Origin of the sequence: Fibrella forsythiae (genome assembly GCF_017353175.1) — a bacterium.
In the GTDB taxonomy this organism is placed as follows: Bacteria; Bacteroidota; Bacteroidia; order Cytophagales; family Spirosomataceae; genus Fibrella; species Fibrella forsythiae.
The window spans coordinates 287,323-312,162 of the sequence record NZ_JAFMYW010000008.1 but is presented as its reverse complement, the minus strand read 5'-3'; the positions used below and the strand labels follow the sequence as shown (position 1 = coordinate 312,162).

Sequence of the window (24,840 nt, the reverse complement as noted above, 5' to 3'; positions counted from 1 at the left end):
CACAAAAAGTTGTCTGTAGCGCGTGTAGGCAGTAGATTGTGCTGCTTTTTAGCGCGTTTGCCCAATAATCCAATATTATCTTCATTATATGAATAGACGTAACTTCATCAACTTGTCTGGACTGGGTGTTGGGGGGCTGCTGGTCGGTGGCGTGCCCGTTTACGGGAATACGGTATCGGTAGAACGGCTGCTTGAACCCGGCGTGGATGTGGCTACCAAAAAACGACTGGCCGACATTGCGCTCAACGCTGCCAGGAGTAAAGGGGCCTCATACACCGACGTTCGCATTGGGCGCTACCTGCAACAGTACGTGTTCACCCGCGAGAAGCAGGTACAGAATATCAGCAACGCCGAATCGTTTGGTGTGGGTATTCGGGTGATTGCCAACGGAACCTGGGGCTTTGCGGCCACCAGCGACGTAACGCCCGCCGGTATTGCCAAATGCGCCGAAACAGCCGTAGCTATTGCTAAAGCAAATGCCAAGCTTCAGAGTGAGCCGGTAGTATTGGCCCCGCAAAAAGGCGTTGGCGAGGTGTCGTGGAAAACGCCGATCGTCAAAAACGCGTTCGAGATTCCGGTTAAAGACAAAATCGATCTGCTGCTGAAAACGAACGCCGCCGCCATGGACAACGGCGCTGGTTTTGTGACGTCGAACCTGTTCATGATCAATGAGCAGAAATATTTCGCGTCGACAGACGGGTCGTACATCGATCAGGATATTCACCGGATCTGGCCAACGTTTACGGTAACGGCCGTGGACCGGGCCGCCGGGAAGTTCAAAACCCGTGACGCGTTCAGCTCACCGATGGGCATGGGCTACGAATACATGGACGGGCTGGCCTCGGAGAAAATCCCTGGTCCCAACGGACTCGTCGGCTACCGTAACTCCTACGACATCGTTGAGGATGCGACGCTGGCCGCCAAGCAGGCGAAACAGAAGATGACCGCCAAAACCGTTACGGCGGGTAAATACGACCTTGTTCTCGATCCCAACCACCTCGGCCTGACGATCCACGAATCGGTGGGTCACCCAACGGAGCTTGACCGGGTGCTGGGCTACGAAGCCAACTACGCAGGTACGTCTTTCGCCACGCTCGATAAATGGAAAACCAAGTCGTTTAAATACGGCAGTGACCTGGTCAACATTGTGGCCGACAAAAAACAGCCGTACACGCTGGGCACGGTTGGCTACGATGATGAAGGTGTTCCGGCCAAGGAGTGGGATTTGATCAAAAACGGCGTGCTGGTCAATTACCAGGCTATCCGCGATCAGGTGGCTATTCTGGGCGGGAAAGAATCAAACGGTTGCTGCTATGCCGACAACTGGGACTCGGTACAATTCCAGCGGATGCCGAATGTATCGTTAAAACCCGGCACCGAAAAACGGTCGGTGATCGATATGATCAAAGGTGTCGATAAAGGCATTTACATCATCGGTCGTGGGTCGTATTCCATTGATCAACAGCGGTATAACTTCCAGTTTGGCGGTCAGCTCTTCTACGAGATCAAGAACGGCGAAATCGTTGGTATGCTCGACGACGTGGCGTATCAGGCCAACACGCAGGAGTTCTGGAACTCCTGCGCCCAACTTTGCGACAAAGACGATTACCGCACGTTCGGCTCGTTCTTCGACGGAAAAGGGCAGCCTTCGCAGGTCAGCGCCGTATCACACGGCTCACCCACCACGCGCTTTAACGGCGTCAACGTAATCAATACCGGACGGAGAATCTAAAAAAGTTTACTGTTTACAGTTTGCTGTTTACAGTTGCTTCGCCATGGCACGATACGTACCGAAGCGAAGCAACTGTAAACAGCAAACTGTAAACAGCCAACAGAAATGTTATGGCTATTCTAACAGAAGCAGAAGCAAAACGAATTATTGATAAAGTACTCTCGTTTTCCAAGGCCGACGACCTCAGCGTGAGCTTGTCGGGTGGACGCCGGGGTAATATTCGCTACGCCCGCAATGCGGTGTCGACCAGCGGTGAGTCGGAGAATATATCGCTGGGCGTAACGGCGTCTTTCGGCAAAAAAACGGGTACGGCTACCATCAACGAACTGGATGATGCCTCGCTGGAAAAGACGGTGCGTCGGGCTGAGGAAGTTGCCCGGTTGGCACCCGAAAACCCCGAATACATGCCTTTACTGGGGCCGCAGACGTACCTGAAAACGGATCCGTACGCCAAAAGCACGGCCAACATGGACCCCGACTACCGGGCCAAAGCGACGTTTGACAGCGTGGATCCCTGCCGGAAGAAAAACCTGACGGCGGCCGGGTATATGGAAGATTCGACCCGGTTCAACGCCATTGGCAACACCAAAGGATTGTCGGCCTATAACCGCGAAACATCAGTCGAATTCTCGGTCACCGTGCGTACAGCTGATGGTACGGGCTCTGGGTACGCGACCCGCGACGTAACCGACGTGAGCAAGCTCAACACCCGCGAGGCCACTGAAATCGCCATGCAGAAAGCCATGGCCTCGACCAATGCCCGGGCCCTGGAGCCAGGGAAGTACACGGTTATTCTGGAACCGGCGGCGCTGGTGGCCAACGTCGATGCGTCGCTGCTGAACGCGATGGTGCGGTCGATGGACGCCCGCTCGGCCGACGAAGGACGTTCGTTCTTGAGCAAGAAAGGCGGCGGCACCCGACTGGGCGAAAAACTGTTCGACGAACGCGTAACGATCTATTCTGATCCCACGAATCTGGACGTACCCAACGGGGCGTTCAGTGGCGACGGTCGGCCGCAGGAAAAAGTGACCTGGATTGAGAAAGGCGTGGTAAAAAATATGCCGTATTCGCGCTATTGGGCCGAAAAGAAGGGCGTTCACGCTACGCCGGGCGGTGGCAACTTCATCATGGAAGGTGGTACGCAGTCGCTGGCCGACATGATCAGAAGCACGGAAAAAGGCATTCTGGTTACGCGGTTCTGGTACATCCGTCCGGTCGATCCGCAGACGCTTCTCTATACCGGCCTGACCCGCGACGGGACGTTTTATATTGAGAACGGGCAGATCAAATTCCCGGTGAAGAACTTCCGCTTCAACGAAAGTCCGATCATTATGCTCAATAACCTCGAAGCCCTTGGCAAACCGGTTCGGATGGGTGGTAACCTGGTTCCCCCCATGAAGATCCGCGACTTCACCTTCACTTCTCTTTCAGACGCAGTGTAAAAAAGGTGTTTACTGTTTGCCGTTTACAGTTTTCAGTTGCTCTGCTATAACGCAACGATTTGCTACTAAGCAGCGCAACAGAAGACAGCAAACAGTAAACTGAAAACTAAAAAATTCCTTCTTCCATGAATAGACGCGATTTTAACCAAATGCTGGGCCTGGGTGCCGTAGGCATGTTGGCACCCACGATGCCAGCTTTTGCCCGTTCGGTATCAGCCGAAGCCCTGCTGGAACCTGGCCTCGATATTGCCGTGAAAAAACGGTTGGCCGACGCGGCACTCAACGCGGCCAAAGCGAAAGGTGCCACTTACGCCGACGTTCGGATTGGCCGCTACCTCAATCAGTCGGTGCTGACCCGCGAGAATAAAGTGCAGGGCATTATCAATACAGAATCGTTCGGGGTAGGAGTTCGTGTCATTGTCAACGGCTGCTGGGGTTTTGCATCGGTAGGCGACGCCCGCAACGAATCAGTGGTGGCCAAAGCGGCTGAAACGGCCGTGTCCATTGCCAAAGCCAACGCCCGGCTGCTGACCGAACCCGTACAACTGGCTCCGCAAAAAGGGTTTGGCGAGGTAAGCTGGAAAGCGCCCATCAAGCAAAACGGTTTTGAGGTGCCCGTGAAAGAAAAAGTCGAATTGCTGCTGGCCTGTAATGCCGCCGCCATGAAAAATGGCGCCAACTTCGTGAACAACGTGATGTTCCTGGTTAATGAGCAGAAGTACTTCGCCTCGACCGATGGCACCTACGCCGATCAGGATATTCACCGCATAGGGCCCAGCTTTACGGTAACCGCCGTTGACCCGCAAAGTGGTAAATTCTCGACGCGTAATTCGCTAAGCGCCCCAATGGGCATGGGTTACGAGTACTTGCAGGTGAATCCGGCTGACAAAGTAACCGGTATAACCACACGCTATAATACGGGTTACGATATGCTGGAGGATATCACGCTGGCGGCGAAACAGGCGAAGGAAAAGCTAACGGCTAAATCAGTAGAGGCCGGTAAATATGACCTCGTTCTCGACCCATCGCACACCTGGCTGACGATCCACGAGTCGGTGGGGCACCCGCTGGAACTCGACCGCGTGTTGGGCTACGAAGCCAACTACGCAGGTACGTCCTTCGCCACGCTCGATAAATGGCAGTCGAAGAATTTCCAGTACGGCAGCAAGCAGGTCAACTTCTTTGCCGATAAGGTGCAGCCCAATTCGCTGGGGGCCGTGGGCTGGGACGATGAAGGCGTAAAAACCAAGAAATGGGATCTGGTGAAAGATGGTGTACTGGTCAATTACCAGGCCATTCGCGATCAGGTGCACATCATTGGCGAAAAAGAATCGCAGGGTTGCTGCTACGCCGACAACTGGAGTTCGGTACAGTTCCAACGGATGGCCAACGTGTCGCTGGCTCCGGGCAAAACACCGCTTTCTGTCGAGCAGATGATTAAAGATGTGAAGAAAGGCATCTACATCATCGGCGACGGCTCGTTCTCGATCGATCAGCAGCGGTACAACTTCCAGTTTGGCGGTCAGTTATTCTACGAGATCAAAGACGGTCAGATTGCCGGTATGCTGAAAGACGTGTCTTATCAGGCCAACACCCGCGAATTCTGGAACTCCTGCGTAGCAGTCTGCGACGAAAGCGACTACCGGCTGGGCGGTGCCTTCAACGATGGCAAAGGGCAACCAAGCCAAAGCAGCGCCGTGTCGCACGGTAGCGCTACAGCCCGTTTCAGCGGTGTCAACGTGATCAATACAGCTCGGAAAATCTAAAAACAGTTTACAGTTTACAGTTTGCCGTTTACTGTTGCGCTGCTCTAGGTACGTGTCGTGCCATAGCGAAGCAACAGTAAACGGCAAACTGTAAACTGTAAACTATAAACAGTAAACTGTTTATGGCCATCCTATCAAAAGAAGAAGCTAAAAAAATCATCGATAAGGTACTTGCCTATTCCAAGGCCGATGAGATGAGTGTGGGCCTGTCGGGCGGACGCCGGGGCAATATTCGGTACGCCCGTAACTCGGTGTCGACCAGTGGTGAATCTGACAGCCTGGGTCTTTCGGTAACGTCGGTATTTGGTAAAAAGTCGGGTACGGCCACCATCAACGAGTTCGACGATGCTTCGCTGGAAAAGACGGTTCGTCGGGCCGAGGAAATTGCCCGGCTGGCACCCGAAAACCCGGAGTATATGCCGATGCTGGGACCGCAAAAGTACCTGGACACGAGCACGTTTGCTCAGAGCACGGCCAACATCAACCCGGAATTTCGGGCGCAGGCTGCCTTCGATAGCATTGACCCCTGCCGTAAGAAAAACCTGACGGCGGCCGGGTACATGGAAGACACCACCGGTTTCACAGCCATTGGCAATAGCAAAGGCCTGTTCGGTTATAACAAATCGACCAGCGTAGACTTTTCGATTACCGTGCGCACGGCCGATGGTACCGGTTCTGGCTACGCCAATCCCGACGTAAATGACGTTAGTAAACTCAGCACCCGTGCCTCAACCGAAATTGCCATGCAGAAAGCCATGGCATCGGTAAACGCACGGGCACTAGAGCCGGGTAAGTACACGGTTATTCTGGAGCCAACGGCCTCGGTTGAACTGCTGCAAAACATGATGCGGAGCGTCGACGCCCGCTCAGCCGACGAAGGGCGCTCGTTTATGAGTAAGAAAGGTGGCGGCACCCGACTGGGTGAAAAACTGTTCGATGAGCGCGTTACCATCATCTCTGATCCGATGAACCTCGAGTTGCCACAATCACCCTTTGGTGGCGGCGGGGGCGGTGGCCGTTTCGGCGGCGGTGGCAATGATGGCCTACCGCAGGAGAAACGTACCTGGGTCGAGAATGGCATCGTGAAAAACCTGGCTTATTCGCGCTTCTGGGCCGAAAAGAAAGGTGTGCAGCCTATTCCGGGACCGGGTGGATTCATCATGCTGGGTGGCAATCAGTCGCTGGCCGAGATGATCAAAAGCACCGATAAGGGTATTCTGGTTACGCGGTTCTGGTACATTCGTGCCGTTGACCCACAAACCCAGCTCTATACCGGCCTGACCCGAGACGGGACGTTTTATATCGAGAACGGGCAGATAAAATTCCCGGTGAAGAACTTCCGCTTCAACGAAAGTCCGGTCATCATGCTTAACAACGTCGAAGCCCTGGGCAAGCCTGTTCGGGCCGGCGGCAACCTGATTCCGCCGATGAAAATCCGTGACTTCACCTTTACCAGTCTCTCAGACGCAGTATAGTCCAGGTAGGCTTGACAAGTAGCCAACCAATTGCTGACGCCCAGCCCTTCGACAGGCTCAGGGTGACAACTCACACAAGCATGTTCATGACGAACTTGGGTGGGAGTGTCACCCTGAGCCTGTCGAAGGGCTGGGCGTCAGCAATTGGTTGACTACTTCGTTATCAATGACCACAAGCAAGCGATAACGGAATCATTGGGTAGTTATGCCTCGTGAACAACAAAGCACTATTCGATAACCATCCAATGACCAGTACCCTAACCGCCGTTTGTGTAAATTCCGGCGGTCTTTTAGCCGAAATGCGTAAAGTTTGTAAGCTGGCTTCAATGGACCTGATCGGCTTAATCAACCGTGCAACATCAGTACCGTTATCGTCATCTTTAGCCGGGGGAAGACTACGCAAGTACCAACGTACCCAGCCTTCATTTTTCAACCAAAAACCTCAATGAACCGCCGACATTTTAATCAAATGCTGGGCCTGAGTGCTGCTGGCATTCTGTTACCTAACGTATCCTCATTCGGTCGATCTGTCGATCCGAGTGTGCTGCTTGAGAGTGGCCTCGACGTGGCCGTAAAAAAACGGCTGGCCGACGCAGCGCTTACTGCTGCGAAAGCAAAAGGAGCCACCTACACCGACGTACGCATTGGCCGTTACCTGCGCCAGTTTGTGATCACGCGCGAAGACAAAGTGCAGAACATCGTCAACACCGAAAGCTACGGGGTGGGTGTACGGGTGATTGCCAACGGCTGCTGGGGCTTTTCGGCCCTGGTCGATGCCAAGAACGAAGCCGACGTAGCGCGTGCCGCCGAAGAGGCCGTGGCTATTGCCAAAGCCAACTCGCGCCTGATGAAAAAGCCCGTCGAGCTGGCCCCACAAAAAGGCTACGGCGAGGTGGAATGGAAAGCACCGATCAAGAAAAACGCGTTCGAGGTGCCCATTCAGGAAAAGGTAGATTTGCTGCTTGGCGTAAACGCGGCGGCCATGAAAAACGGTGCCAACTACGTGAACTCGGTGTTGTTTATGGTCAACGAGCAGAAGTACTTTGCCTCGTCAGACGGTACATATGCCGATCAGGATATTCACCGTATCTGGCCGATTTTTAACGTGACCTGCATCGACCCTAAATCGGGTAAGTTCGAGACGCGGAATGCTCTGAGCGCCCCGGTCGGCATGGGCTATGAATACTTGCAGGTAAATCCGGCCGACAAAGTGACCGGCATCACCACGCGGTATAACAAGGGCTACGACATGCTCGAGGACGTGACGGCAGCGGCGCAGCAGGCAAAACAAAAGCTGTCGGCCAAATCGGTCGAGGCTGGTAAATATGACCTGGTGCTTGACCCCAGCCACCTCTGGTTGACCATCCACGAATCGGTGGGGCACCCGCTGGAGCTCGACCGCGTGTTGGGTTATGAAGCCAACTTCGCCGGTACGTCCTTCGCCACGCTCGATAAGTGGCAATCGAAAAATTTCCAGTACGGCAGCAAACTAGTCAACTTCTTCGCCGATAAAACACAGGTTGGTTCGCTGGGGGCGGTTGGCTACGATGACGAAGGGGTGAAGACAAAACGCTGGGATCTGGTAAAAGATGGTATTCTGGTTAATTACCAGGCTATCCGCGATCAGGTGGGAATCATTGGCGAAAAAGAATCGCAGGGCTGTTGCTACGCCGACTCGTGGGGCACGGTGCAGTTCCAGCGCATGGCGAATGTATCGCTGGCGGCCGGTCAAACGCCGCTGTCAGTGCAGGATATGATTAAAGACGTCAAGAAAGGCATTTACATTGTAGGAGATGGGTCGTTCTCGATCGATCAGCAGCGGTATAACTTCCAGTTCGGTGGGCAGCTGTATTACGAGATCAAAGACGGTCAGATTGCCGGCATGCTGAAAGACGTTGCCTACCAGTCGAACACGCAGGAGTTCTGGAACTCATGCTCTGCTATCTGCGACGATCGGGATTACCGCCTCGGCGGCTCTTTCTTCGATGGCAAAGGACAGCCCAGCCAAAGCAGCGCCGTATCGCACGGTTCGTCTACGACGCGTTTCAACGGTGTCAATGTGATCAATACAGCTAGAAAAATCTAAAAATCAGTTTACTGTGTGCAGTTTGCTGTAAACAGTAAACTTCCCTAATATGGCAATTATCTTATCTGAAGCGGAGGCTAAGGCCCTGCTCACTAAAGTGCTGAGCTACTCGAAGGCCGACGAGTGCGAAGTGAACCTGTCGGGCGAAAAGCGGGGAAATATCCGTTACGCTCGCAACGAAGTATCTACGAGCGGTGCCAAAACGAACCAGAACCTGGTGGTACAATCGGCATTCGGTAAAAAAGTTGGGACAGCCACAATTGACGAGTTCGACGACGCCTCGCTCGAAAAAGTAGTACGCCGGGCTGAAGAGTTGGCGAAACTGGCACCCGAAAACCCGGAATACGTGGGTGTGTTGGGGCCACAAACGTACCTGAAAAGCAGCGGCTATTTTGCCAGCACGGCCAACCTATCGCCCTATGCCCGCGCCGAGGCCGTTGCCAAAAGCCTGGAACTGACCCGCGCCGCCAAACTGACTGCCGCCGGTTTTATGGAGGATTACCACGGCTATTCGGCCATGATGAACTCGAAAGGCCTGTTCGCCTACTACCCCGATACCAATGTCAACTTCTCGTTGACGGTACGGACCGACGATGGCAAAGGGTCTGGGTACGTTATCAAAGGCTTCAGCGACGTGAGCAAGCTCGATACGGCCGCCGCTACGCGCATCGCCATGCAGAAAGCGACTGCTTCGGCCGATGCTAAAGCGCTGGAACCCGGTAAGTACACCGTCATTCTGGAGCCAACGGCGGCCACCGTACTCCTCGAAAACATCTTCTTTGCCATGGATGCCCGCTCGGCCGATGAAGGGCGGAGTTTCCTGAGTAAGCCCGGTGGCAAGACCAAGCTTGGCGAAAAAATCGTTGACCCCCGCGTAACGATCTACTCCGATCCGACCAACGCCGAACTGCCCGCTTCACCCTGGGCAGGCGATGGACAGGCGCAGCAGAAGATGAGCTGGATTGAGAAAGGCGTAGTGAAAAACATGGCTTACTCGCGCTATTGGGCACAGAAAAAAGGGGTGAAGCCCGTTCCATTCCCCAATAACGTGATCATGGCGGGTGGAACAGCCTCGCTCGAAGACATGATCAAGAGCACCCAACGCGGTATTCTGGTGACCAAGCTATGGTACATCCGCACCGTAGACCCACAAACCCTACTGCTGACCGGCCTGACCCGCGACGGGACGTTCTATATCGAAAACGGCAAGATCAAGCATGCCGTGAAGAACTTCCGCTTCAACGAAAGCCCGGTGATCATGCTCAACAACCTCGAAACACTGGGCAAACCCGAGCGCGTGGTCAGCACCGAATCCGATGCGAACTACCTGGTTCCGCCCATGAAAATCCGCGAGTTCACGTTCAGCAGCTTGTCAGACGCGGTGTAGAGATGTGCTGCCTAACACGCTTCAAGGTGAATTTTTAGACGTTGGTGGGCTGCACTCCTGTCATCCCGACGGAAGGAGGGATCTTGACGTTTCCTGACAAAAAGGTTAAATAAAACTCAAGATCCCTCCTTCCGTCGGGATGACAGGAATGCAGCCCACTGCACAATGCTTCACTGATTAGATTGGTCGATGGCTAGTCAAAGCGGGCACAGGTCGAGCGGAAACGCCTCATTCGACCGTGCCCGCTTTCTTGTTCCGTTTAACTGTTAAATTAGTGCCATGCTAACCACTCGCGTTGCTCGTTTGCTTGAAGCACCTGGTGCCCGGCTCGTTATTGAGCGCGTTCAGGCTATTCTGGATGATGAAACACAACGGCGTCGTGCGTTCCGCGAATGGCTGACGGATGATGTGAAAGCCGAGTTTATCAACGGCAAAGTGATTATGCACTCACCCGTGCGCCGTCGACATTTAGACGCTACACAAAATTTACTGATGCTACTGCGCGTGTATGTGCAGCTTAACGATCTTGGCGCTGTTGACTCAGAGAAAGCACTGGTCAGCCTGACACGGAACGATTATGATCGGGCCGCCGATGCGGCCAGATATCTGCTTTTGGAACAAAGAAGTAGCCAGTACGTCCGATGACGAAACGACGGTGCATCCGGCGCCCGACTTAATCGTTGAAATTCTGTCGAGGAGCACGACCGGCCGGGATAGGGGGATAAAATTTGAGGATTATGCCGCGCACGGCGTTCGCGAATACTGGATTATTGACCCGGTACGCAAATCGCTGGAGCAATATCAGCTAGATGAGGCCACGATGGCCTTTGCTTCGGCGGCGGTCCTATTTGTTGACGACACACTTGACGCCCTGACTGTAGTGGGATTTCGTATTCCCGTAAAAGCCATATTTGACCAGCAATTGAATCTGGAAACGCTACAGCAACTGATGAAAACTGAGCGTCTGTAGGGTACAATGCTTGAGCATTCAGTTTGTTAACCAGCTTGATTTCAGTAGTTTAGAGTGATACACTATTTTGCAGGGCGGACTTCAGTTCGCCCTTTTTTTGTGTCATACTATGACTTCAAATTGGTCGGTCGATAGGCGAAGACATCACGCAGTAGCCGCCTTTTTTGGCTGTTTATCTGCTACAAACAACCGGTAGCATACATTAATCCGATTTTCAGTACTTGATAACGCAACGATTATTGCTGTACATGCATCGTTCAGGTAGTCTGCACAGTTAACCCAAACGGCTTATGAAAGCTCTTTTAGTGTCACTCTGTTTACTGTTTCCCGTGCTGCTACGGGCGCAGGTAGTTCGTTCGGCTACCATCACGGATACTGAAAAACTCTATGGTCTGTCTACTTTCTGGTCAGAAGCGAAGTACAATTTTGCTTATTTCGACAAGGCTAAGATTAACTGGGACAGCGCATACCGGGCTTATATTCCGCAGGTACTGGCCACTAAAAACGACTTCGAGTACTACCGTACGCTGGAGCGGTTTTGTGCCCTGCTTAAAGACGGCCATACCAACATAAACGGCCCATGGTCGCTCTATCAGTTCTCAACCTATGTTCCGTTCCGCTGGACGATCATCGACCAGAAACCGTATGTATCGCGGGTGCTGAAAGGGTTGTCAGATTCGGTGCCGGTGGGGTCAGAGCTGCTGACGGTGAACGGGCAACCCATCCGGCAGTATCTCGAGCAGCAGGTCTTTCCCTACGTATCGGCTTCGGCTGAACACGAAAAATGGAACAGCGCCATGTTTCGGCTCTGGAGTGCTACTGCCGATACCACTACCATTTATCCAATGACGTTGCGCACGCCAGCCGGCAAGGTGATTGCCTACAACTCCCGCCTGTTTTCGCAGCGTGAACGCAACGGCTCGGCCTGGATCAACGGCGATGGAAGCGGGGTAGCCCAATCGAAACTATCCAGCCTGACTATGCTACCAGGGGACATTGCCCGGGTTGAGTTGAACTCCTTCGGGAACGAGAAAATAGTCGATGAGTTTAAAGCGATGCTCCCGCAATTACGCATGGCCAAAGGAATCATTCTCGATATCCGACAAAACGGCGGGGGTAATACTGGTAACGGAGCCGCTATTCTCTACTACTTCACGGAACAGAAAGAGTTGCTGGGCTCAGCCTGGCGAACCCGCGAGCATCGTGCGGCCTACAAAGCATGGGGTACTTACGCCCTGAAAGAAGCTGTTGATTCGGCCCGGCTGAAAACAGACGAATGGTATGTCCGTTCGGCCAAAACGGCGCAAGGTGATTTCTGGTACAAAGCCGATGTGAATACGTTTGAGAACGACGCGACCGGGCCGAAACTGCTGGTGCCCACTGTTATACTGGCCGGTAACAGTACAGGGTCGGCCGCTGAAGATATGCTCATCCTGGTGAAGCAACTGAAAACGCGTAAAATTCCGATCATCGGTGCACCGTCCACAGGCAGCACCGGCCAGCCGCTACCATTCGATATGCCGGGTGGCGGATCGGCACGGATCTGTACTAAACGGGACACGTATGCCGACGGTAGTGATTTTGTGGGCATCGGTGTTTTGCCAGACATCGAGGTGAAACCGACGGTAGCAGACGTTATCAGCGGCAAAGACATTGTGTTGGAACGTGCCGTAACGTACCTACAAGGTCGGAAATGAGGCCGTTGGGCCGCGTTTGAGGGCTCAACTTATAATCTGAGCCGTCTCAAATTAATGATGAGGCGAGTGGGGGAGGAGCATCGGCCACCTTTGGATCATCAATCAGCGCATTAACTGGCCAACGTCGACCAACATGCCGCTGATGATCCGACCAATGGCACGCTTACTTTACTCCACGCTTTTTCTGTTCGTTCTGCTTTCGGCTTCAGCCCAGACCATTACGGGTACCATCCAGAATACCGGGAATACACCGGCTTCATTTGCTGCTCTGAAATTGCTTCGGACGGCCGATTCTACCTTCGTAAAAGGCACCGTGGCCGATGAAGCGGGCCGCTTTACGTTCGGCAACGTACCTGCGGGCAGCTACCGGGTGCAGGCTTCGTTTGTAGGCATGACTGATGCCACGACTAACGTAGTATCGGTGTACGCAGGACAGGCAACGTACCTGGAACCTATTGTTCTTCGGTCGTCGGCGCAGGCAATGAAAACGGTGACGGTTCGGGCCAGCAAACCGTACGTAGACCAGCAGGCCGACAAGACGGTGCTGAACGTGGCGGCCAACGCGTCGGCACAGAGCAAAACAGCTTATGAACTGCTGCAGCAGGCCCCCGGCGTGGTAATCGACCCGAACGATAACGTGCGCATGGCGGGCAAGCAGGGCGTAAATGTGTATATCGACGGGAAGCCGGCTAACCTGTCGTCGCGTGATCTGGCTAACCTGCTTCGGGCAACGCCAGCGGCCAACATCGCCACGGTTGAACTCATCACCAACCCCTCGGCGCGGTATGATGCACAGGGTGGGGCGGGTATCATCAACATCAAGTTCCGGCGCGACAAAAGTCTGGGCCTGAATGGCAACGCCTCGGCGGGCTACGGCCAGAGCGATCATTATCGTGCCAATGCCGCCGTTGACCTGAACTACCGCGCCAAACGGCTGAACCTGTTCGGCAACCTGTCGGGGAGCGATAATTTCCAGAATACTAACGTAAGCATCAACCGGTATTTGACGGGGACGCGGTTTGCCCAGCGCGGGTTCGATTCCGACGGCACGCGGGCAGTCGTTTACAAAGCCGGTGCCGACTACGCCATCGGCACCCGCCATACCGTTGGCCTGATTGTAGCGGGCAACAGGGCCAGCAATCAGTTTGGCACCTATACCACTACGGATATTTTCGGTAAGCGTACCACACCCGATTCGAGCCTGACAAACCGGGTCGACAGCCCAAGTAACAATGACCGGATCAACGCGGCGCTCAACTACCAGTACACCGACACGCTGGGCATGAACCTGTACGTGGATGCCGATTATACCAACTTTGCCAACACGGCCCCCAGCCGCATCAGCAGTGACTTCGTCGACGCTGATCGCCGGCCGTTATACAGTACCCAAAACCGGTTCGACGCCAACACCGATATTACGATTCTGACCTTCAGGGCTGATCTGACGAAGGAGTGGAAGAGTCGGAGCCAATCTGATGCTTCGGTAACACTGGAAGCAGGGTTTAAGCACACTGACGTCGATACCAACAACGACTTGCTGGCCTTTACGGGCTTCGAAAACCGGCCCGATGCAACCCGAACCAACCGCTTCACCTACCGCGAAATCGTGACGGCCGCCTATGCGTCGCTGAACCGGAAAACGGGTAAGCTGACCATGCAGGCGGGGCTTCGGGCCGAAAACTCGACGGTTAACGGCCGGTCGACCGATTTGCTGAACCGCATCGTCAATCGCCCGGATACAACGTACCTGAATCTCTTCCCAACGGCTTACGTGCAGTATCAGGTATCGAAAAACGGGCAGCTTTCCCTGAATTACGGTCGGCGTATCGGTCGGCCCAACTACCAGGATATGAATCCGTTTGTGTACCAGATCGACCCGTATACCAGTCAGCGCGGCAACCCGTTCCTGCGGCCTACCTACACCCACAACGCCGAACTGAGCTACACCTACAAATGGTCCATGACCGTTAAAGTGGCCTACAGCAGTACCAGCGATTTTTCGACCGATGTAATTCGTCAGGAGGGGTTGACCGCCTACCAGACGGTGGCCAACGTGGGCAAGGCCAATGTGCTGAACCTATCGCTGAACACACCGATACCCATCAAAAAGTGGTGGAATGCCTACCTCTATGCCGGTGCTACCTGGAATCGGTATCAGGGTGAAATCACCACCGGCCAGGCGTTCGACCAGCGGGCGTTTGCCTTCGAGGGGTACATGCAGCACTCATTCACGCTCTCGAACGTATGGGAAGCGCAGATATCGGGCTTCTGGAATGCACCAACCCGGCAAACGATCTACCAGATTGGCGGCCTGGGCGCGCTGAATCTGAACGTGCAGAAGAAAGTGATGGATGGTCGCGGCCGGGTCAGCTTCGGCATCGACGACCTGCTGAACACCATGCGCTGGAAACAGGCCGGTGAGTTTGCCGGTGGCGCGCAGTTCGACATTTACCGCAAATGGGAAAGCCGCCGCGCCACGATCCGGTTCAGCTACCGCTTCGGCAACAACGAAGTAAAGGGCGTCCGCGAGCGCAAAGACAACACCGGTGTTGAGCGCATTAAAACAAAAGGTAATCTGTAAATTAAACGAATCACTTCCATGAAAATAAGACGCTTGTTTGTAGTCCTGTCATTGCTTATGGCAGCTTCCCCGGCCACTAGTTTTACCCAGCCGGTCAACGTACCTGTTGCTGCGTTGGGTAGCACAGACCGTATTTCGTTTATGCTCAAAAATACACTGGGCTACCACCGCATGTTCCGGGTTGAAGGACCGGGGATAGCATATGGATTCACCATGAACAGGCGCGAAACCGTTCCGTGTAGCTGGCCGGTTGGCTCGAAGCTTTATTTTAGCAGCGACGGCGAAACAACAAAAGGGCTCATCCTGACCGTCACGGAGGCTGACGCCGGCAAAACCCTGACAACGGGCGATGTCACGACCGATAAAACACGGAATGAACAGCCAACGGCCAGCGCAACACCGAACCGGATCACGTTTGTGCTTCACAATACGAGCTTATTGCCCCGAAAAATCGCGCTGATCAGTTACGAACCTGGCGAGCGAGGCAACGGAACCAATATCTTTACGATCTTACCTAAAGGCAATAAAAAATTCTCGTTCCCTGCCGATACAAAGCTTTATCTAGCCAATGACGACGACGTCAGCATAGTCATGAGCGGTAAACGGATCGATAGTGGTTTGCCTTTTTTGGTTGTGAAAAAAGAAGACGCTGGTCGGATAATCGATCTCGATTAGTATAGCCATAGGCCTGTTCATACCAATACGTCCATGTCGTTCTATTTCTCAGTTTATTCAACTCCTTTGTTGTTCGGCTTCGTTCAGGGCTGGTTATATGCTATTCTTCTGTGGATCAGAGGATACCGTGAAGAGCGGTTGTCTGACAAGCTGCTGGGTTGGGTGCTTGTGGGCCTTTGTTTTCAGATTTGGGTCTATATGCTGGGTTTCGGCGGTATCGAGGTTCTGTGGAAAGAGCTGGAATTCTTTCCGCGCACCATTTCCTTCCTGCTGCCTCCGCTGATCTATTTTTACCTGAAAAGTCAGTTCGACGCTACCTTCCGGTTTCGTCCCCGCGATGCCTGGCACGCACTACCGTTTGTTATTCACTGGGCCTACCATATCCTCATCTTTGCGCAGGGTCCCGACTTTGTGAGGCAGTGGGAAATGAACGTCCATGACAAAGGCATCAACGACCTGGAATTCATCGGCGGCGAGGTGCAGCAATACCTGTATCTCTACTGGTCGTTTCAGCTCTACCGGGGGTACCGGCAATGGATCAAGCACCAGTTTTCTGAGACCGACACGATCAGTTTCCGCTGGTACCGCAACTTTCTGATTGCCCTAACCGCAACCGTGACATTCAGCCTGGCCGTAACCTTAGTTGATCTGTGGCTAAACCTGTCGTTCTGGCAAGACTGGTGGGGTGATCTGGCCGGGGTTTTTCTGATCTATTACGTCAGCATCAATGGCTACGCACAGGTCACCAGAAAACTGGTGTTTAAACCAGATCTGGCCGATACCTTTCCTACTATGCCGGTTCAGGTTGCTCTGACAACCGCAGAGATAGACGCAGGCCCAGCGGCGAACGTACCTGTGGCCTTGCCCGATGAAGTAACAAAAGGGCCAATGCTGCCCGACCTGCCCGAGCGACTCGCGGGCCTGCTCGATTACATGCGCACCGAAAAACCGTATCTGGAGCCAGACCTTGCGTTACCCGATCTGGCCCGGCGACTGCACACAAATCCGGTCATTCTCTCGCAGGTGATCAATGCAGGGGCGGGCAAAAATTTCAATGATTTTGTAAATGAGTACCGAGTCGACGAATTCAAGCGGCAGATACGTGAGCCGGTCAATGCGCATCTGAGTTTCCTGGGCCTCGCGCTCGACTGTGGCTTCAACTCAAAAGCAACTTTCAACCGGGCGTTTAAAAAGTTCACAGGTACGTCGCCGAAGGAGTTTGCTGACGGGTAAGCAATCTTGTGAATCAGAAAGGAAAGTTCTATGAAAACAGAAAAGCCTGTCGGCTGAGAGCAGACAGGCTTTTTGTGATAGTTATGGGTAAAACCACCAAAGCGGCCCAAAAGTTTCAGGTGCTGAACATAGTCCGATAATTTTTCGGAAAATTTTCACGATCTCAACTTCCTCGCCTGCATCCCAATACGGAAGCCGTTATTCATCGTGTTACAGTGAAGCGTCGTACAACTGCTTGACGCCATGTTGGCCGGAAAGCAAAAAAGCCCGTCGGCGAGATGCTGACGAGCTTTTTTGCGGTAGTTAAGGGTAGAACGACGGTAGTGGGTAAAAAGTTGCACGATTTAAAAATAGACCGATAATTTTTCAGAATACTTTCATTTTCCCCGAGCCTTCACCCATAACTGATCCTGGCAGTTGGTGCAGTCGCACGTTTGTGCCGGTTGTAGTGTCTGTGTATTACCGCAACGGATACAGGCATACAGCATAGCAACATCAATGGTTTTGGTGGCTTTTGCCAGGTCTTTCGGTAAAATCGGTAAACCTGGTCTTATCTGGTCGTCGGGCTGTTTGAACAGACTGAGCTGCCCGTTTGGCTCCAGTATGGCGACCCGAACTTCACCTAGTTGCTCAATTCCTGCCTGACGCAGGTCAACAAAGAGCTCTTCTTTACCCAAATCTTCGTCATCAAAATTATCGGTCAGGATACGGCCATTTTCGATCACATAGACCGGCTCCCCTTCCAGCTTATGGCGAATGGTTTCGTTGCGATCGCTCAGCCGGGTAATGAATTTGTAGCAACTCATGATCACGATGAAAACAACCACAGCTGCACCAAGCGGAACGTCGTGGTAGAACATCGGATCGCCCGCTGCCGAGCCGAGACCAATCAACAATACCAGTTCGTAAATCGAGAGTTGACGTACCTCTCGTTTGCCTGACACGGTTAACGCTGTCAGAATGATCACAAACATGAACAAGGTACGGAAAGCAACTTCGCCCAGGTACGTTAGAGGATACTCGTGCAGCCAGATGCGTTGCCAGTCGAATGGTGAAACGGGGTCTTTCATGGTTGAGCGCAAATGAGTTAGGCCCAGCTTCATACGTACAGCTGAACAAAAATCAAAAAGCCCGTCGGCGGGGTGCTGACGGGCTTTTCGTGATAGTTATGGGTAAAACCACCAAAGCGGACTAAAAGTTTCAGGTGCTAAACATAGTCCGATAATTTTTCAGAATAGTTTAGGCTCGTTCTGCTGAGGACTACGGCAACGCGTAAAAGCAAAAATCCCGTTGGCGGAGTGCCGACGGGATTTTTGCGATAGTTATGGGTAAAACGACGGTAGTGAGTAAAAAGTTGCACGATTTGAAAATAGGCCGATAATTTTTCACGAAAGTTTCGTCAGCGTGGTCAGCAGGCAACCGACCCATAAAAACCGTCTATTATAGCTACGATGACGTGCTATCCGATTACTAGTGTAGGGGTAAACCGATCGCTGAGCAGCAAAGGGCTGTGTCTCTGACAGCTAGCAACTAAATCTTGGAATAATTACAATTTTTTTCGTCAGAGAATTATTTATTATCTTGGTCTATGAGAAAAGTCTAATATGTCTTTTCTTTGGAATCTCTTGAAACCCTTCATCTTCACACGCATCCAATATACCTCCGGCGACTGGGACACTGACCAGCGGATGCCCGCTAACATCCTACATTCGCTGATTGAGTACACGACCATTCCGGTTGAGGAAAAGGAGCGGGTGGTGCAGCTCAACAGCAACGACTTGTTTCGAAGCCCGTTCTGCTACCTCAGCGGACACAAATTGGTTGAGTTCTCGGCTGTCGAACGCGATCACTTCAAGCGGTACGTGCAGAATGGTGGTTTCGTGTTCGTCGATGACTGCAACCATGACATCGACGGCCTGTTTGCCAAATCGTTCGAGCAGGAGATGGCCCGCACCTTTGGGCCGAAAGCTTTGCAGAAGATCCCGAATAATCACCCCCTCTACAAATCGTTTTTTAAGTTTCCCGATGGCCCGCCAACTACCTCGTTCGAGCTAAACGGCTGGGGCGACGATCTGGTGCACGATTACCTGAAGGCTATCCTGATCAACGGGCGTATCGGGGTGCTCTATAGTAATAAAGACTACGGTTGCGAGTGGGATTATGATTTCCGCAACAAACGTTTCCTGGCCGAAGACAACACCAAGTTCGGGGTCAATATTGTGGTTCATGCCTTAACGAGTATTTAAAAAAGGAGGAGAAGAGAAAAGGGAGGAAGGAGTAAAGGGAGCTCCGCCCCATCAACAGACATTCTTATTTAAGCGAAGCTCCCTTTACTCCCTCCTCCCTTTCCTCCTTCTCTCCCTCTTTTCTATGAATACAGAACACTACAAATCACTGGTTGCCAAACTGCCCTTACTGAAAGCAGAGATTGGTAAAGTTATTATTGGTCAGGAAGAAGCCATCGACGAAGTGCTGATCACCCTGCTGGCTGGCGGTCACTGCCTGCTGGAGGGCGTGCCCGGGCTGGCTAAAACGCTGCTGGTCAGCACGCTGGCAAAAACGCTGAGCATGTCGTTCAAGCGTATTCAGTTCACGCCTGATCTCATGCCCGGCGATATTGTAGGAACTGAAGTGCTGGAAGAAGACCATGATACCGGTAAGAAGTTCTTCCAGTTCAACCGGGGGCCGATCTTCGCCAATGTAGTGCTGGCCGATGAGATAAACCGGACGCCACCTAAAACGCAGGCGGCCCTGCTGGAGGCCATGCAGGAATATAAGGTGACCTACGCGGGCACTGACCATCCGCTGCCAAAACCATTTCTGATCATTGCCACGCAAAACCCGATTGAACAGGCGGGAACGTACCCACTGCCCGAAGCCCAGCTCGACCGGTTTCTGCTCTACATCCGCCTCGGTTACCCGTCGGAACAGGAAGAACTGGCCGTACTCCGCGCCACCACCGGTACCGACCGCCCCGTGCTGAACACGATCTTGACGGATAATGACGTACTGGACCTGCAGACGCTGACCCGGCAGGTGTTCATCTCCGACGAGTTGCTGGGGTACGTAAATAAGATCGTGCGTAGCAGCCGCCCGGCCGATAGCCCGGTGCCGTTCGTTAAACAATGGTGCGACTGGGGCGCCGGCCCCCGCGCCGGACAGGCCCTGATTCTATGCGCTAAAGCCCGCGCCGTATTGAATGGTCGTTTCTCGGTGATTCCTGAAGATATACAAACGTTGGCCTACCCTGTTCTCCGCCACCGAATCGCACTGAATTTCCGCGCCGATTCAGAGGGGATTACAACTGATAAGGTGATCGGCGAAATTGTGAAACAAGGGGATGTTAAGAAATAGGGTAAGAGAAGCAAGAAGGAGGTGAGAGAAACGGCCTTTTTCGTCATCCCGAGTGACGAGGGATCTTGGCGTTCCTTATGAAAGGGCCAGGCACTACCTAAAAGAACGCCAAGATCCCTCGTCACTCGGGATGACAAGAGAGAAGACTTCGTTGGTTTCATAAATTGCCTGTCACTGCCGTTACATCGACCGATTACTAAAAATTTATCGCTGCTTCGATGACTTGTGAGTATACTGGTGTCTCCTAACCGTAACTACACCACTACTATTTCTCATCTTGGCTGCATAGCAAAACGTACTCCGCGTACTCAAACTTATTCGTCTGCTCAAGCAGCGCCCCGGTAAAAGCCTCAATCAGTCAGCCCAACTTCTGGAATGTACGCCCCCCAACACCAGCCGGGACCGCGACGATACCGACTTTCCGTATCGTTATCATGGTTAGGTACGTAGCTGAATTGGCCTCGGCCGGTTCGTGCTTGGCTTGCCCGGTCAGGTACGTATCGACACCCCCGACGATTTTCGGGCGTATTTGAAGGGTAGAATTGGGAAGTTTGAGGTGTGAATGACGATCAGGCATTGTGCTTGATCAATTTTAATGCGCTGTAAATCAGATGATCAAAATCATTATCGGCTGTGTGTTATTCCATGTCGAGATATAAAGCAAGGGCGGCGATCCAGAGGGCGTTTTTGCCCATATTACGGGCGGTAACTCCTTAGGGTAAAGGCATCTATTTCGATTTGCCTCGACTGAACGCATCGATCTCGGCGTAGATGCGCGTCACTTCCCGATTCAGATCAGCGATAGGGCACGAATCGATCAGGTGTTGTAGGAATTTTACTCTTAATAACCCCAACCATTTTTCAGGGATAATGCTTCCAATTCACCGACAACTACAATCGGAATGACAACGCGAATGGGCAGCAGGGTCTGCGTTCTGACATATCGGATAACCAGATTCATGTCGAAGATCATTGATCAGAGTGAATTTCTTCTTCCATGTTGTCCCACTCTGCATCAGAAAAGCCTAAATCAGGGATGGGTAATGCTTCTTTAGGGCCAACCAGTTAAAAGAACAGATCGGGGCCAATAGCCTTAATGATTGCGGGGTCATAGGTGTGTATCTGCCCCCGCTTCATTTTAGGAACAGCGATGCCATTGACAATGAAAACATCGGGGGTTTCGGAAATAGATGGGTGGTTGGTGGTCATTGGCATAGGCGATGAACGAATGTACAACCGATTAACAGTAAACATGACGCCGCCAGTTTATGACAGCCTGTGTCACTTTTCAAGAATTATGAGGTGGTCCTGTTTGGCCGGACAGTGCCTAGGAGACAATCTCACAGAGGCTAATCCAGAGAAAGGAGGATTGAAACTAGCGGTTCATATACCTGGTCACCTCATGTTGGCGGACTGCCAGAGGCTGATTTGGAGAAAGAAGGATTGGAACGCGTATTCAGGATCTATACGGCAATCCGAAGGGCTATTCAGGAAGTTGATCCAGATACATCGTTTTTAAGACCATATCATAACGTTTATAATTTATTGACAAATGGCTCAGTTTTAAAAGGCAATTTCGGATAGTGAGTGTTTACATCGAACGTCAATAAGTCAACAGTTCCGGTTATGAAAAAACTAGTTTTGATCCTGCTGCTCGGCAGCGCACTGAGCGCCTGCAAAAAAGATGAGGTGGTGTCGTTTGGTCAACAAACCGCTACCAGGATTCAGGCAGAACTTCCCTCGTCTACGTCGACCACGCGTATTGCCAGGGTCTATATTGGCACCGCACAGGTGGAATACGGCGTATTTAGTTTTGCCGGAGACTTTATCGTCGTTGACGGTGTCCGGTTCAATTTGAATCGGCTGGTTAGCTACGAGGTATTTAGTTCAGGCAGCACGCCAATCCTCAACCTCTACTTTTAATAGACGTACACAGCCTAGTCTATGCAGAAGGGGCTGGTTCGTATCAGTCCGTTCTGACGCGTTCAAGGGCGATTTTATAGAGAGATAACGTTGAACCGACCAGAAGGATAGGCCGACAGAAGCACAGTACAGCAGGTCGTTACAGGGCCTGTATTTACCATGGAAAGAAGAAGATAACCGCTGAACGAGGCAGGCAGATAGGATCAAACCGCGTATCTATATAAATTTTGCTGGCTACGGGAGGCCGGATGCGTGGCAATTGTAGCAGCTTTGTAGCTTTAGCTATGTATTCTGCTCTGTACGCTTCATCAGCAAAATGACCGCTCTCGAACTCGTTAAACTCAATAACCTTCCGCTGGTGGGGCAACTCGTCAGCGATGAAATGACGCTGGGGTTACATCGAAGCCGCCGGTCGGGGGTGGGTGTGGAGTTTGCGCAGTACCGCGACTATCGGCCCGGCGACGATCCGAAGCGGATTGACTGGAAACGGTTTGCCCAAACGGATAAACACCTGGTGCGCGAGTCGGAAACAGAAAGCAGCCATCAGGTACGGTTACTGCTCGACCTGTCGGGTTCGATGAACTACACCGAAGGAGCCGTAAGCCGCCTCGACTACGCCAGGGTGCTGCTGGCGTCTATTGCCTACATCGCCAACCGGCAGGGTGATCAACTGAGTTTATACGGCCTGCAAAACGGAACGATCGATGCCCTGGTGCCTCCGGGTAAACAGGCGTTTCAGAAAGTGCTGGGTACGTTGGCGGGCGTAAAAGCAGCCGGTGGCTGGTCTGATACGGTGCCGGTGCTGCCGGGCCAACGCCGTAACCAGACCGAACTGCTCGTGCTGGTATCCGACCTGCTGCAACTAAACGATGAATGGCTGACTCTTTTACGGGCCGCCGCCACACCACGCCGCGAGGTGCTGCTCATCCAGGTATTGGGTCAACAGGAAGTGGCGTTCAACCTGAGCGGATTTTATCAGTTTCAGGATCTGGAAACCGGCCAAACGGTTGAAGTACAGTCGGAGGCTGTTCAGGCGCAGGTACGATCGGCGGCAACAGCTTACTTCCAGACGCTGAACGAGCAATTGCATTTGCCGTACCTGAGTCGGGTTCGTGCCCTGCTGACCGACCCGCCCGCGCTGGTTATGCAGGAATTATTGATGAAAAAATAGTCATTACGCTTCGCTGTCGTTAAGTCGTCATTGGTGGTCATTCTTCCTGAAACAACAAATGACAGTAACGTATGATGACCACTTAATGACCAGTACCAACCAATATGCTGTTTCAACATCCGTCGCTTCTCTGGGGTTTGCTAACTGTGGCCGTGCCGATTGCCCTCCATTTCTGGCACCAGCAACAGGCCAAACCAATGCCCTGGGCTATGTTGCGCTGGCTCGAAACGCCCAACCAGCCGCCCAAACGCGGATTTCGGTTTGATAACTGGCTGCTGTTGCTAGTGCGCTGTCTGTTGCTGATAGCCCTGACCCTGTTGCTGGCACGTCCCTCTTTTAAAAAAGATGAAACGGTCCCGGTTGGGCGTAAAGTCCATTTGGTTGAACCAAATACCACTGTGACCAACGCATACCGGTTTGAACTGGAACAGGCGCTGGCAAAGAAAGAACGGGTAATGTGGGCTACTACGCCGGTAACGCCCGTGGTGACACTGACTGAATTACCATCAGCCTCGCCGCCTAATCCGCTTCAGTGGCAAACAGCTATTAATGAACTGACAGAACCCGCCATCCAATTACATACGTACCTGAGCAATGACCCCGAATGGGTTGAGGCGCCGCGCCTGCACGTACCGGCTGGCTTCATGTTGCATACCGCCGATGTGCCTGCAAAAAAAACGTCGCCCAGGTACGTTGCGCTGCCATCGGGTAAGCAGTTGGCCATTGGTACAGACGATCGCCTCGGCATATCGACGGCCGGGTCGGCATCTGCAAAAGCAGTGGCAACGGCACCACTTCGGGTGCTGCTCCAGTTTCGGAAGGCCGACGAACGCAACACCGTGCAGGCAGCGCTTGGCGCAATTACGGCGGTGTATGGCCTTCCATTTAGGATCGACAATCAATCTGCGCCGGGCGTAACCTATGCCTGGGTGCTGACAGACCGGCCAGTTGCAACGCCAACGCCAGGTACGTTATACACGATTACTGGTCAGTCGGGTAATTCGGATCGGACGAATATCGGATACGTACCCGAACCACTGACGCCCCAGACAAGCGACTGGGTAACAGACGGCCAATTGCCAGAGTGGCTTGCTGGTCAGCTGATTACCCATCTGGGCCTGTCGGCCGGATCGCCTGCATTACCTCGCAGCCAACTGGCGGGTTTGTTTGTTGCCGACAAATCCATTGATGCGGTCGCTACCGCCGCCCATCCAGTAAACTGGCTACAGACTGGTCTGCTGCTGTTATTTTTAGGATTGCTGCTGGTTGAACGGTATCTGGCCATTCAGCGACAGGCTTGATTAACTGATACCGGCGCTCCAGCGTCGGGCGTTGGATAGACTAACTA

At 52.8% G+C, this 24,840-nt stretch carries 21 protein-coding genes; 17 read left to right on the top strand and 4 right to left on the bottom strand.

Annotated elements, in window-relative coordinates; all coding sequences use genetic code 11:
* Positions 1–88: 88 nt before the first annotated feature.
* From J2I46_RS24315 to J2I46_RS24265, 12 genes are all read left to right on the top strand, one after another.
* The gene (locus J2I46_RS24315) at positions 89–1,732 is read left to right on the top strand and encodes a TldD/PmbA family protein (RefSeq protein ID WP_207331674.1); all 1,644 of its coding nucleotides are present in this window, start codon (positions 89–91) and stop codon (positions 1,730–1,732) included.
* Between the two features lie 110 nt (positions 1,733–1,842).
* Entirely contained in the window at positions 1,843–3,174 is a 1,332-nt protein-coding gene (locus J2I46_RS24310) for a TldD/PmbA family protein (RefSeq protein ID WP_207331673.1), read from the top strand.
* A 125-nt stretch (positions 3,175–3,299) separates the two neighbouring features.
* A complete protein-coding gene (locus tag J2I46_RS24305; protein ID WP_207331672.1) occupies positions 3,300–4,940 on the top strand; it encodes a TldD/PmbA family protein in 1,641 nt (546 codons plus the stop codon).
* Between the two features lie 122 nt (positions 4,941–5,062).
* Entirely contained in the window at positions 5,063–6,415 is a 1,353-nt protein-coding gene (locus tag J2I46_RS24300; RefSeq protein WP_207331671.1) for a TldD/PmbA family protein, read from the top strand.
* 445 nt (positions 6,416–6,860) lie between these two features.
* Positions 6,861–8,501, top strand: coding sequence for a TldD/PmbA family protein (locus J2I46_RS24295; RefSeq protein ID WP_207331670.1), 1,641 nt, complete (start codon positions 6,861–6,863; stop codon positions 8,499–8,501).
* 49 nt (positions 8,502–8,550) lie between these two features.
* A complete protein-coding gene (locus tag J2I46_RS24290; protein ID WP_207331669.1) occupies positions 8,551–9,888 on the top strand; it encodes a TldD/PmbA family protein in 1,338 nt (445 codons plus the stop codon).
* Between the two features lie 279 nt (positions 9,889–10,167).
* Positions 10,168–10,533 (top strand): Uma2 family endonuclease, encoded by a 366-nt coding sequence (locus tag J2I46_RS32945; RefSeq protein ID WP_229379922.1) that lies wholly within the window; start codon positions 10,168–10,170, stop codon positions 10,531–10,533.
* On the top strand, positions 10,481–10,858 hold the full coding sequence (locus J2I46_RS32940; RefSeq protein ID WP_229379921.1) for a Uma2 family endonuclease: 378 nt from the start codon (positions 10,481–10,483) through the stop codon (positions 10,856–10,858). The genes J2I46_RS32945 and J2I46_RS32940 overlap by 53 nt, the downstream gene beginning before the upstream one ends.
* Before the next feature lie 290 nt (positions 10,859–11,148).
* A complete protein-coding gene (locus J2I46_RS24280) occupies positions 11,149–12,555 on the top strand; it encodes a S41 family peptidase (RefSeq protein ID WP_207331668.1) in 1,407 nt (468 codons plus the stop codon).
* A 154-nt stretch (positions 12,556–12,709) separates the two neighbouring features.
* Entirely contained in the window at positions 12,710–15,136 is a 2,427-nt protein-coding gene (locus tag J2I46_RS24275) for a TonB-dependent receptor domain-containing protein (RefSeq protein WP_207331667.1), read from the top strand.
* Between the two features lie 18 nt (positions 15,137–15,154).
* A complete protein-coding gene (locus J2I46_RS24270; protein ID WP_207331666.1) occupies positions 15,155–15,811 on the top strand; it encodes a hypothetical protein in 657 nt (218 codons plus the stop codon).
* A gap of 33 nt (positions 15,812–15,844) precedes the next feature.
* Positions 15,845–17,044, top strand: a complete 1,200-nt coding sequence (locus J2I46_RS24265; protein ID WP_207331665.1) for a helix-turn-helix domain-containing protein — start codon at positions 15,845–15,847, stop codon at positions 17,042–17,044.
* A 377-nt stretch (positions 17,045–17,421) separates the two neighbouring features.
* Here J2I46_RS24265 and J2I46_RS24260 read toward each other — a convergent pair whose 3' ends face one another.
* Entirely contained in the window at positions 17,422–18,114 is a 693-nt protein-coding gene (locus J2I46_RS24260; RefSeq protein ID WP_207331664.1) for a DUF421 domain-containing protein, read from the bottom strand.
* 555 nt (positions 18,115–18,669) lie between these two features.
* Here J2I46_RS24260 and J2I46_RS24255 point away from each other — a divergent pair.
* Positions 18,670–19,290 (top strand): DUF4159 domain-containing protein, encoded by a 621-nt coding sequence (locus J2I46_RS24255; RefSeq protein WP_207331663.1) that lies wholly within the window; start codon positions 18,670–18,672, stop codon positions 19,288–19,290.
* A 124-nt stretch (positions 19,291–19,414) separates the two neighbouring features.
* Positions 19,415–20,398 carry an AAA family ATPase gene (locus J2I46_RS24250; RefSeq protein ID WP_207331662.1) on the top strand — a complete coding sequence of 328 codons (984 nt, stop codon included), beginning with the start codon at positions 19,415–19,417 and terminating at the stop codon, positions 20,396–20,398.
* Positions 20,399–20,756: 358 nt separating this feature from the next.
* Here the strand turns inward: J2I46_RS24250 and J2I46_RS24245 are convergent, their stop codons facing one another.
* The 3 genes from J2I46_RS24245 to J2I46_RS24240 all read right to left on the bottom strand — a co-directional run bounded on the left by J2I46_RS24245 (position 20,757) and on the right by J2I46_RS24240 (position 21,652).
* Positions 20,757–20,975, bottom strand: coding sequence for a hypothetical protein (locus J2I46_RS24245; RefSeq protein ID WP_207331661.1), 219 nt, complete (start codon positions 20,973–20,975; stop codon positions 20,757–20,759).
* Between the two features lie 264 nt (positions 20,976–21,239).
* The gene (locus J2I46_RS33210; protein WP_262898051.1) at positions 21,240–21,371 is read right to left on the bottom strand and encodes a hypothetical protein; all 132 of its coding nucleotides are present in this window, start codon (positions 21,369–21,371) and stop codon (positions 21,240–21,242) included.
* Between the two features lie 92 nt (positions 21,372–21,463).
* Entirely contained in the window at positions 21,464–21,652 is a 189-nt protein-coding gene (locus J2I46_RS24240; protein ID WP_207331660.1) for a hypothetical protein, read from the bottom strand.
* A gap of 372 nt (positions 21,653–22,024) precedes the next feature.
* Between J2I46_RS24240 and J2I46_RS24235 the strand changes: the two genes are divergently transcribed.
* From J2I46_RS24235 to J2I46_RS24225, 3 genes are all read left to right on the top strand, one after another.
* Entirely contained in the window at positions 22,025–22,321 is a 297-nt protein-coding gene (locus tag J2I46_RS24235) for a hypothetical protein (RefSeq protein ID WP_207331659.1), read from the top strand.
* A 316-nt stretch (positions 22,322–22,637) separates the two neighbouring features.
* Positions 22,638–23,492: a DUF58 domain-containing protein gene (locus J2I46_RS24230; protein WP_207331658.1), complete on the top strand. Its 855-nt coding sequence runs from the start codon at positions 22,638–22,640 to the stop codon at positions 23,490–23,492.
* Positions 23,493–23,596: 104 nt separating this feature from the next.
* Positions 23,597–24,793, top strand: a complete 1,197-nt coding sequence (locus J2I46_RS24225; RefSeq protein WP_207331657.1) for a BatA domain-containing protein — start codon at positions 23,597–23,599, stop codon at positions 24,791–24,793.
* Positions 24,794–24,840: the final 47 nt, after the last annotated feature.

Excerpts from the sequence above, each read along its gene's own strand:
- J2I46_RS24315 (WP_207331674.1), top strand. The coding sequence starts at position 89 with ATGAATAGACGTAACTTCATCAACTTGTCTGGACTGGGTGTTGGGGGG.
- J2I46_RS24310 (WP_207331673.1), top strand. The coding sequence starts at position 1,843 with ATGGCTATTCTAACAGAAGCAGAAGCAAAACGAATTATTGATAAAGTA.
- J2I46_RS24305 (WP_207331672.1), top strand. The coding sequence starts at position 3,300 with ATGAATAGACGCGATTTTAACCAAATGCTGGGCCTGGGTGCCGTAGGC.
- J2I46_RS24300 (WP_207331671.1), top strand. The coding sequence starts at position 5,063 with ATGGCCATCCTATCAAAAGAAGAAGCTAAAAAAATCATCGATAAGGTA.
- J2I46_RS24295 (WP_207331670.1), top strand. The coding sequence starts at position 6,861 with ATGAACCGCCGACATTTTAATCAAATGCTGGGCCTGAGTGCTGCTGGC.
- J2I46_RS24290 (WP_207331669.1), top strand. The coding sequence starts at position 8,551 with ATGGCAATTATCTTATCTGAAGCGGAGGCTAAGGCCCTGCTCACTAAA.
- J2I46_RS32945 (WP_229379922.1), top strand. The coding sequence starts at position 10,168 with ATGCTAACCACTCGCGTTGCTCGTTTGCTTGAAGCACCTGGTGCCCGG.
- J2I46_RS32940 (WP_229379921.1), top strand. The coding sequence starts at position 10,481 with ATGCGGCCAGATATCTGCTTTTGGAACAAAGAAGTAGCCAGTACGTCC.
- J2I46_RS24280 (WP_207331668.1), top strand. The coding sequence starts at position 11,149 with ATGAAAGCTCTTTTAGTGTCACTCTGTTTACTGTTTCCCGTGCTGCTA.
- J2I46_RS24275 (WP_207331667.1), top strand. The coding sequence starts at position 12,710 with ATGGCACGCTTACTTTACTCCACGCTTTTTCTGTTCGTTCTGCTTTCG.
- J2I46_RS24270 (WP_207331666.1), top strand. The coding sequence starts at position 15,155 with ATGAAAATAAGACGCTTGTTTGTAGTCCTGTCATTGCTTATGGCAGCT.
- J2I46_RS24265 (WP_207331665.1), top strand. The coding sequence starts at position 15,845 with ATGTCGTTCTATTTCTCAGTTTATTCAACTCCTTTGTTGTTCGGCTTC.
- J2I46_RS24260 (WP_207331664.1), bottom strand. The coding sequence starts at position 18,114 with ATGAAAGACCCCGTTTCACCATTCGACTGGCAACGCATCTGGCTGCAC.
- J2I46_RS24250 (WP_207331662.1), top strand. The coding sequence starts at position 19,415 with ATGAATACAGAACACTACAAATCACTGGTTGCCAAACTGCCCTTACTG.
- J2I46_RS24245 (WP_207331661.1), bottom strand. The coding sequence starts at position 20,975 with ATGCCTGATCGTCATTCACACCTCAAACTTCCCAATTCTACCCTTCAA.
- J2I46_RS33210 (WP_262898051.1), bottom strand. The coding sequence starts at position 21,371 with ATGATCTTCGACATGAATCTGGTTATCCGATATGTCAGAACGCAGACC.
- J2I46_RS24240 (WP_207331660.1), bottom strand. The coding sequence starts at position 21,652 with ATGTTTACTGTTAATCGGTTGTACATTCGTTCATCGCCTATGCCAATG.
- J2I46_RS24235 (WP_207331659.1), top strand. The coding sequence starts at position 22,025 with ATGAAAAAACTAGTTTTGATCCTGCTGCTCGGCAGCGCACTGAGCGCC.
- J2I46_RS24230 (WP_207331658.1), top strand. The coding sequence starts at position 22,638 with ATGACCGCTCTCGAACTCGTTAAACTCAATAACCTTCCGCTGGTGGGG.
- J2I46_RS24225 (WP_207331657.1), top strand. The coding sequence starts at position 23,597 with ATGCTGTTTCAACATCCGTCGCTTCTCTGGGGTTTGCTAACTGTGGCC.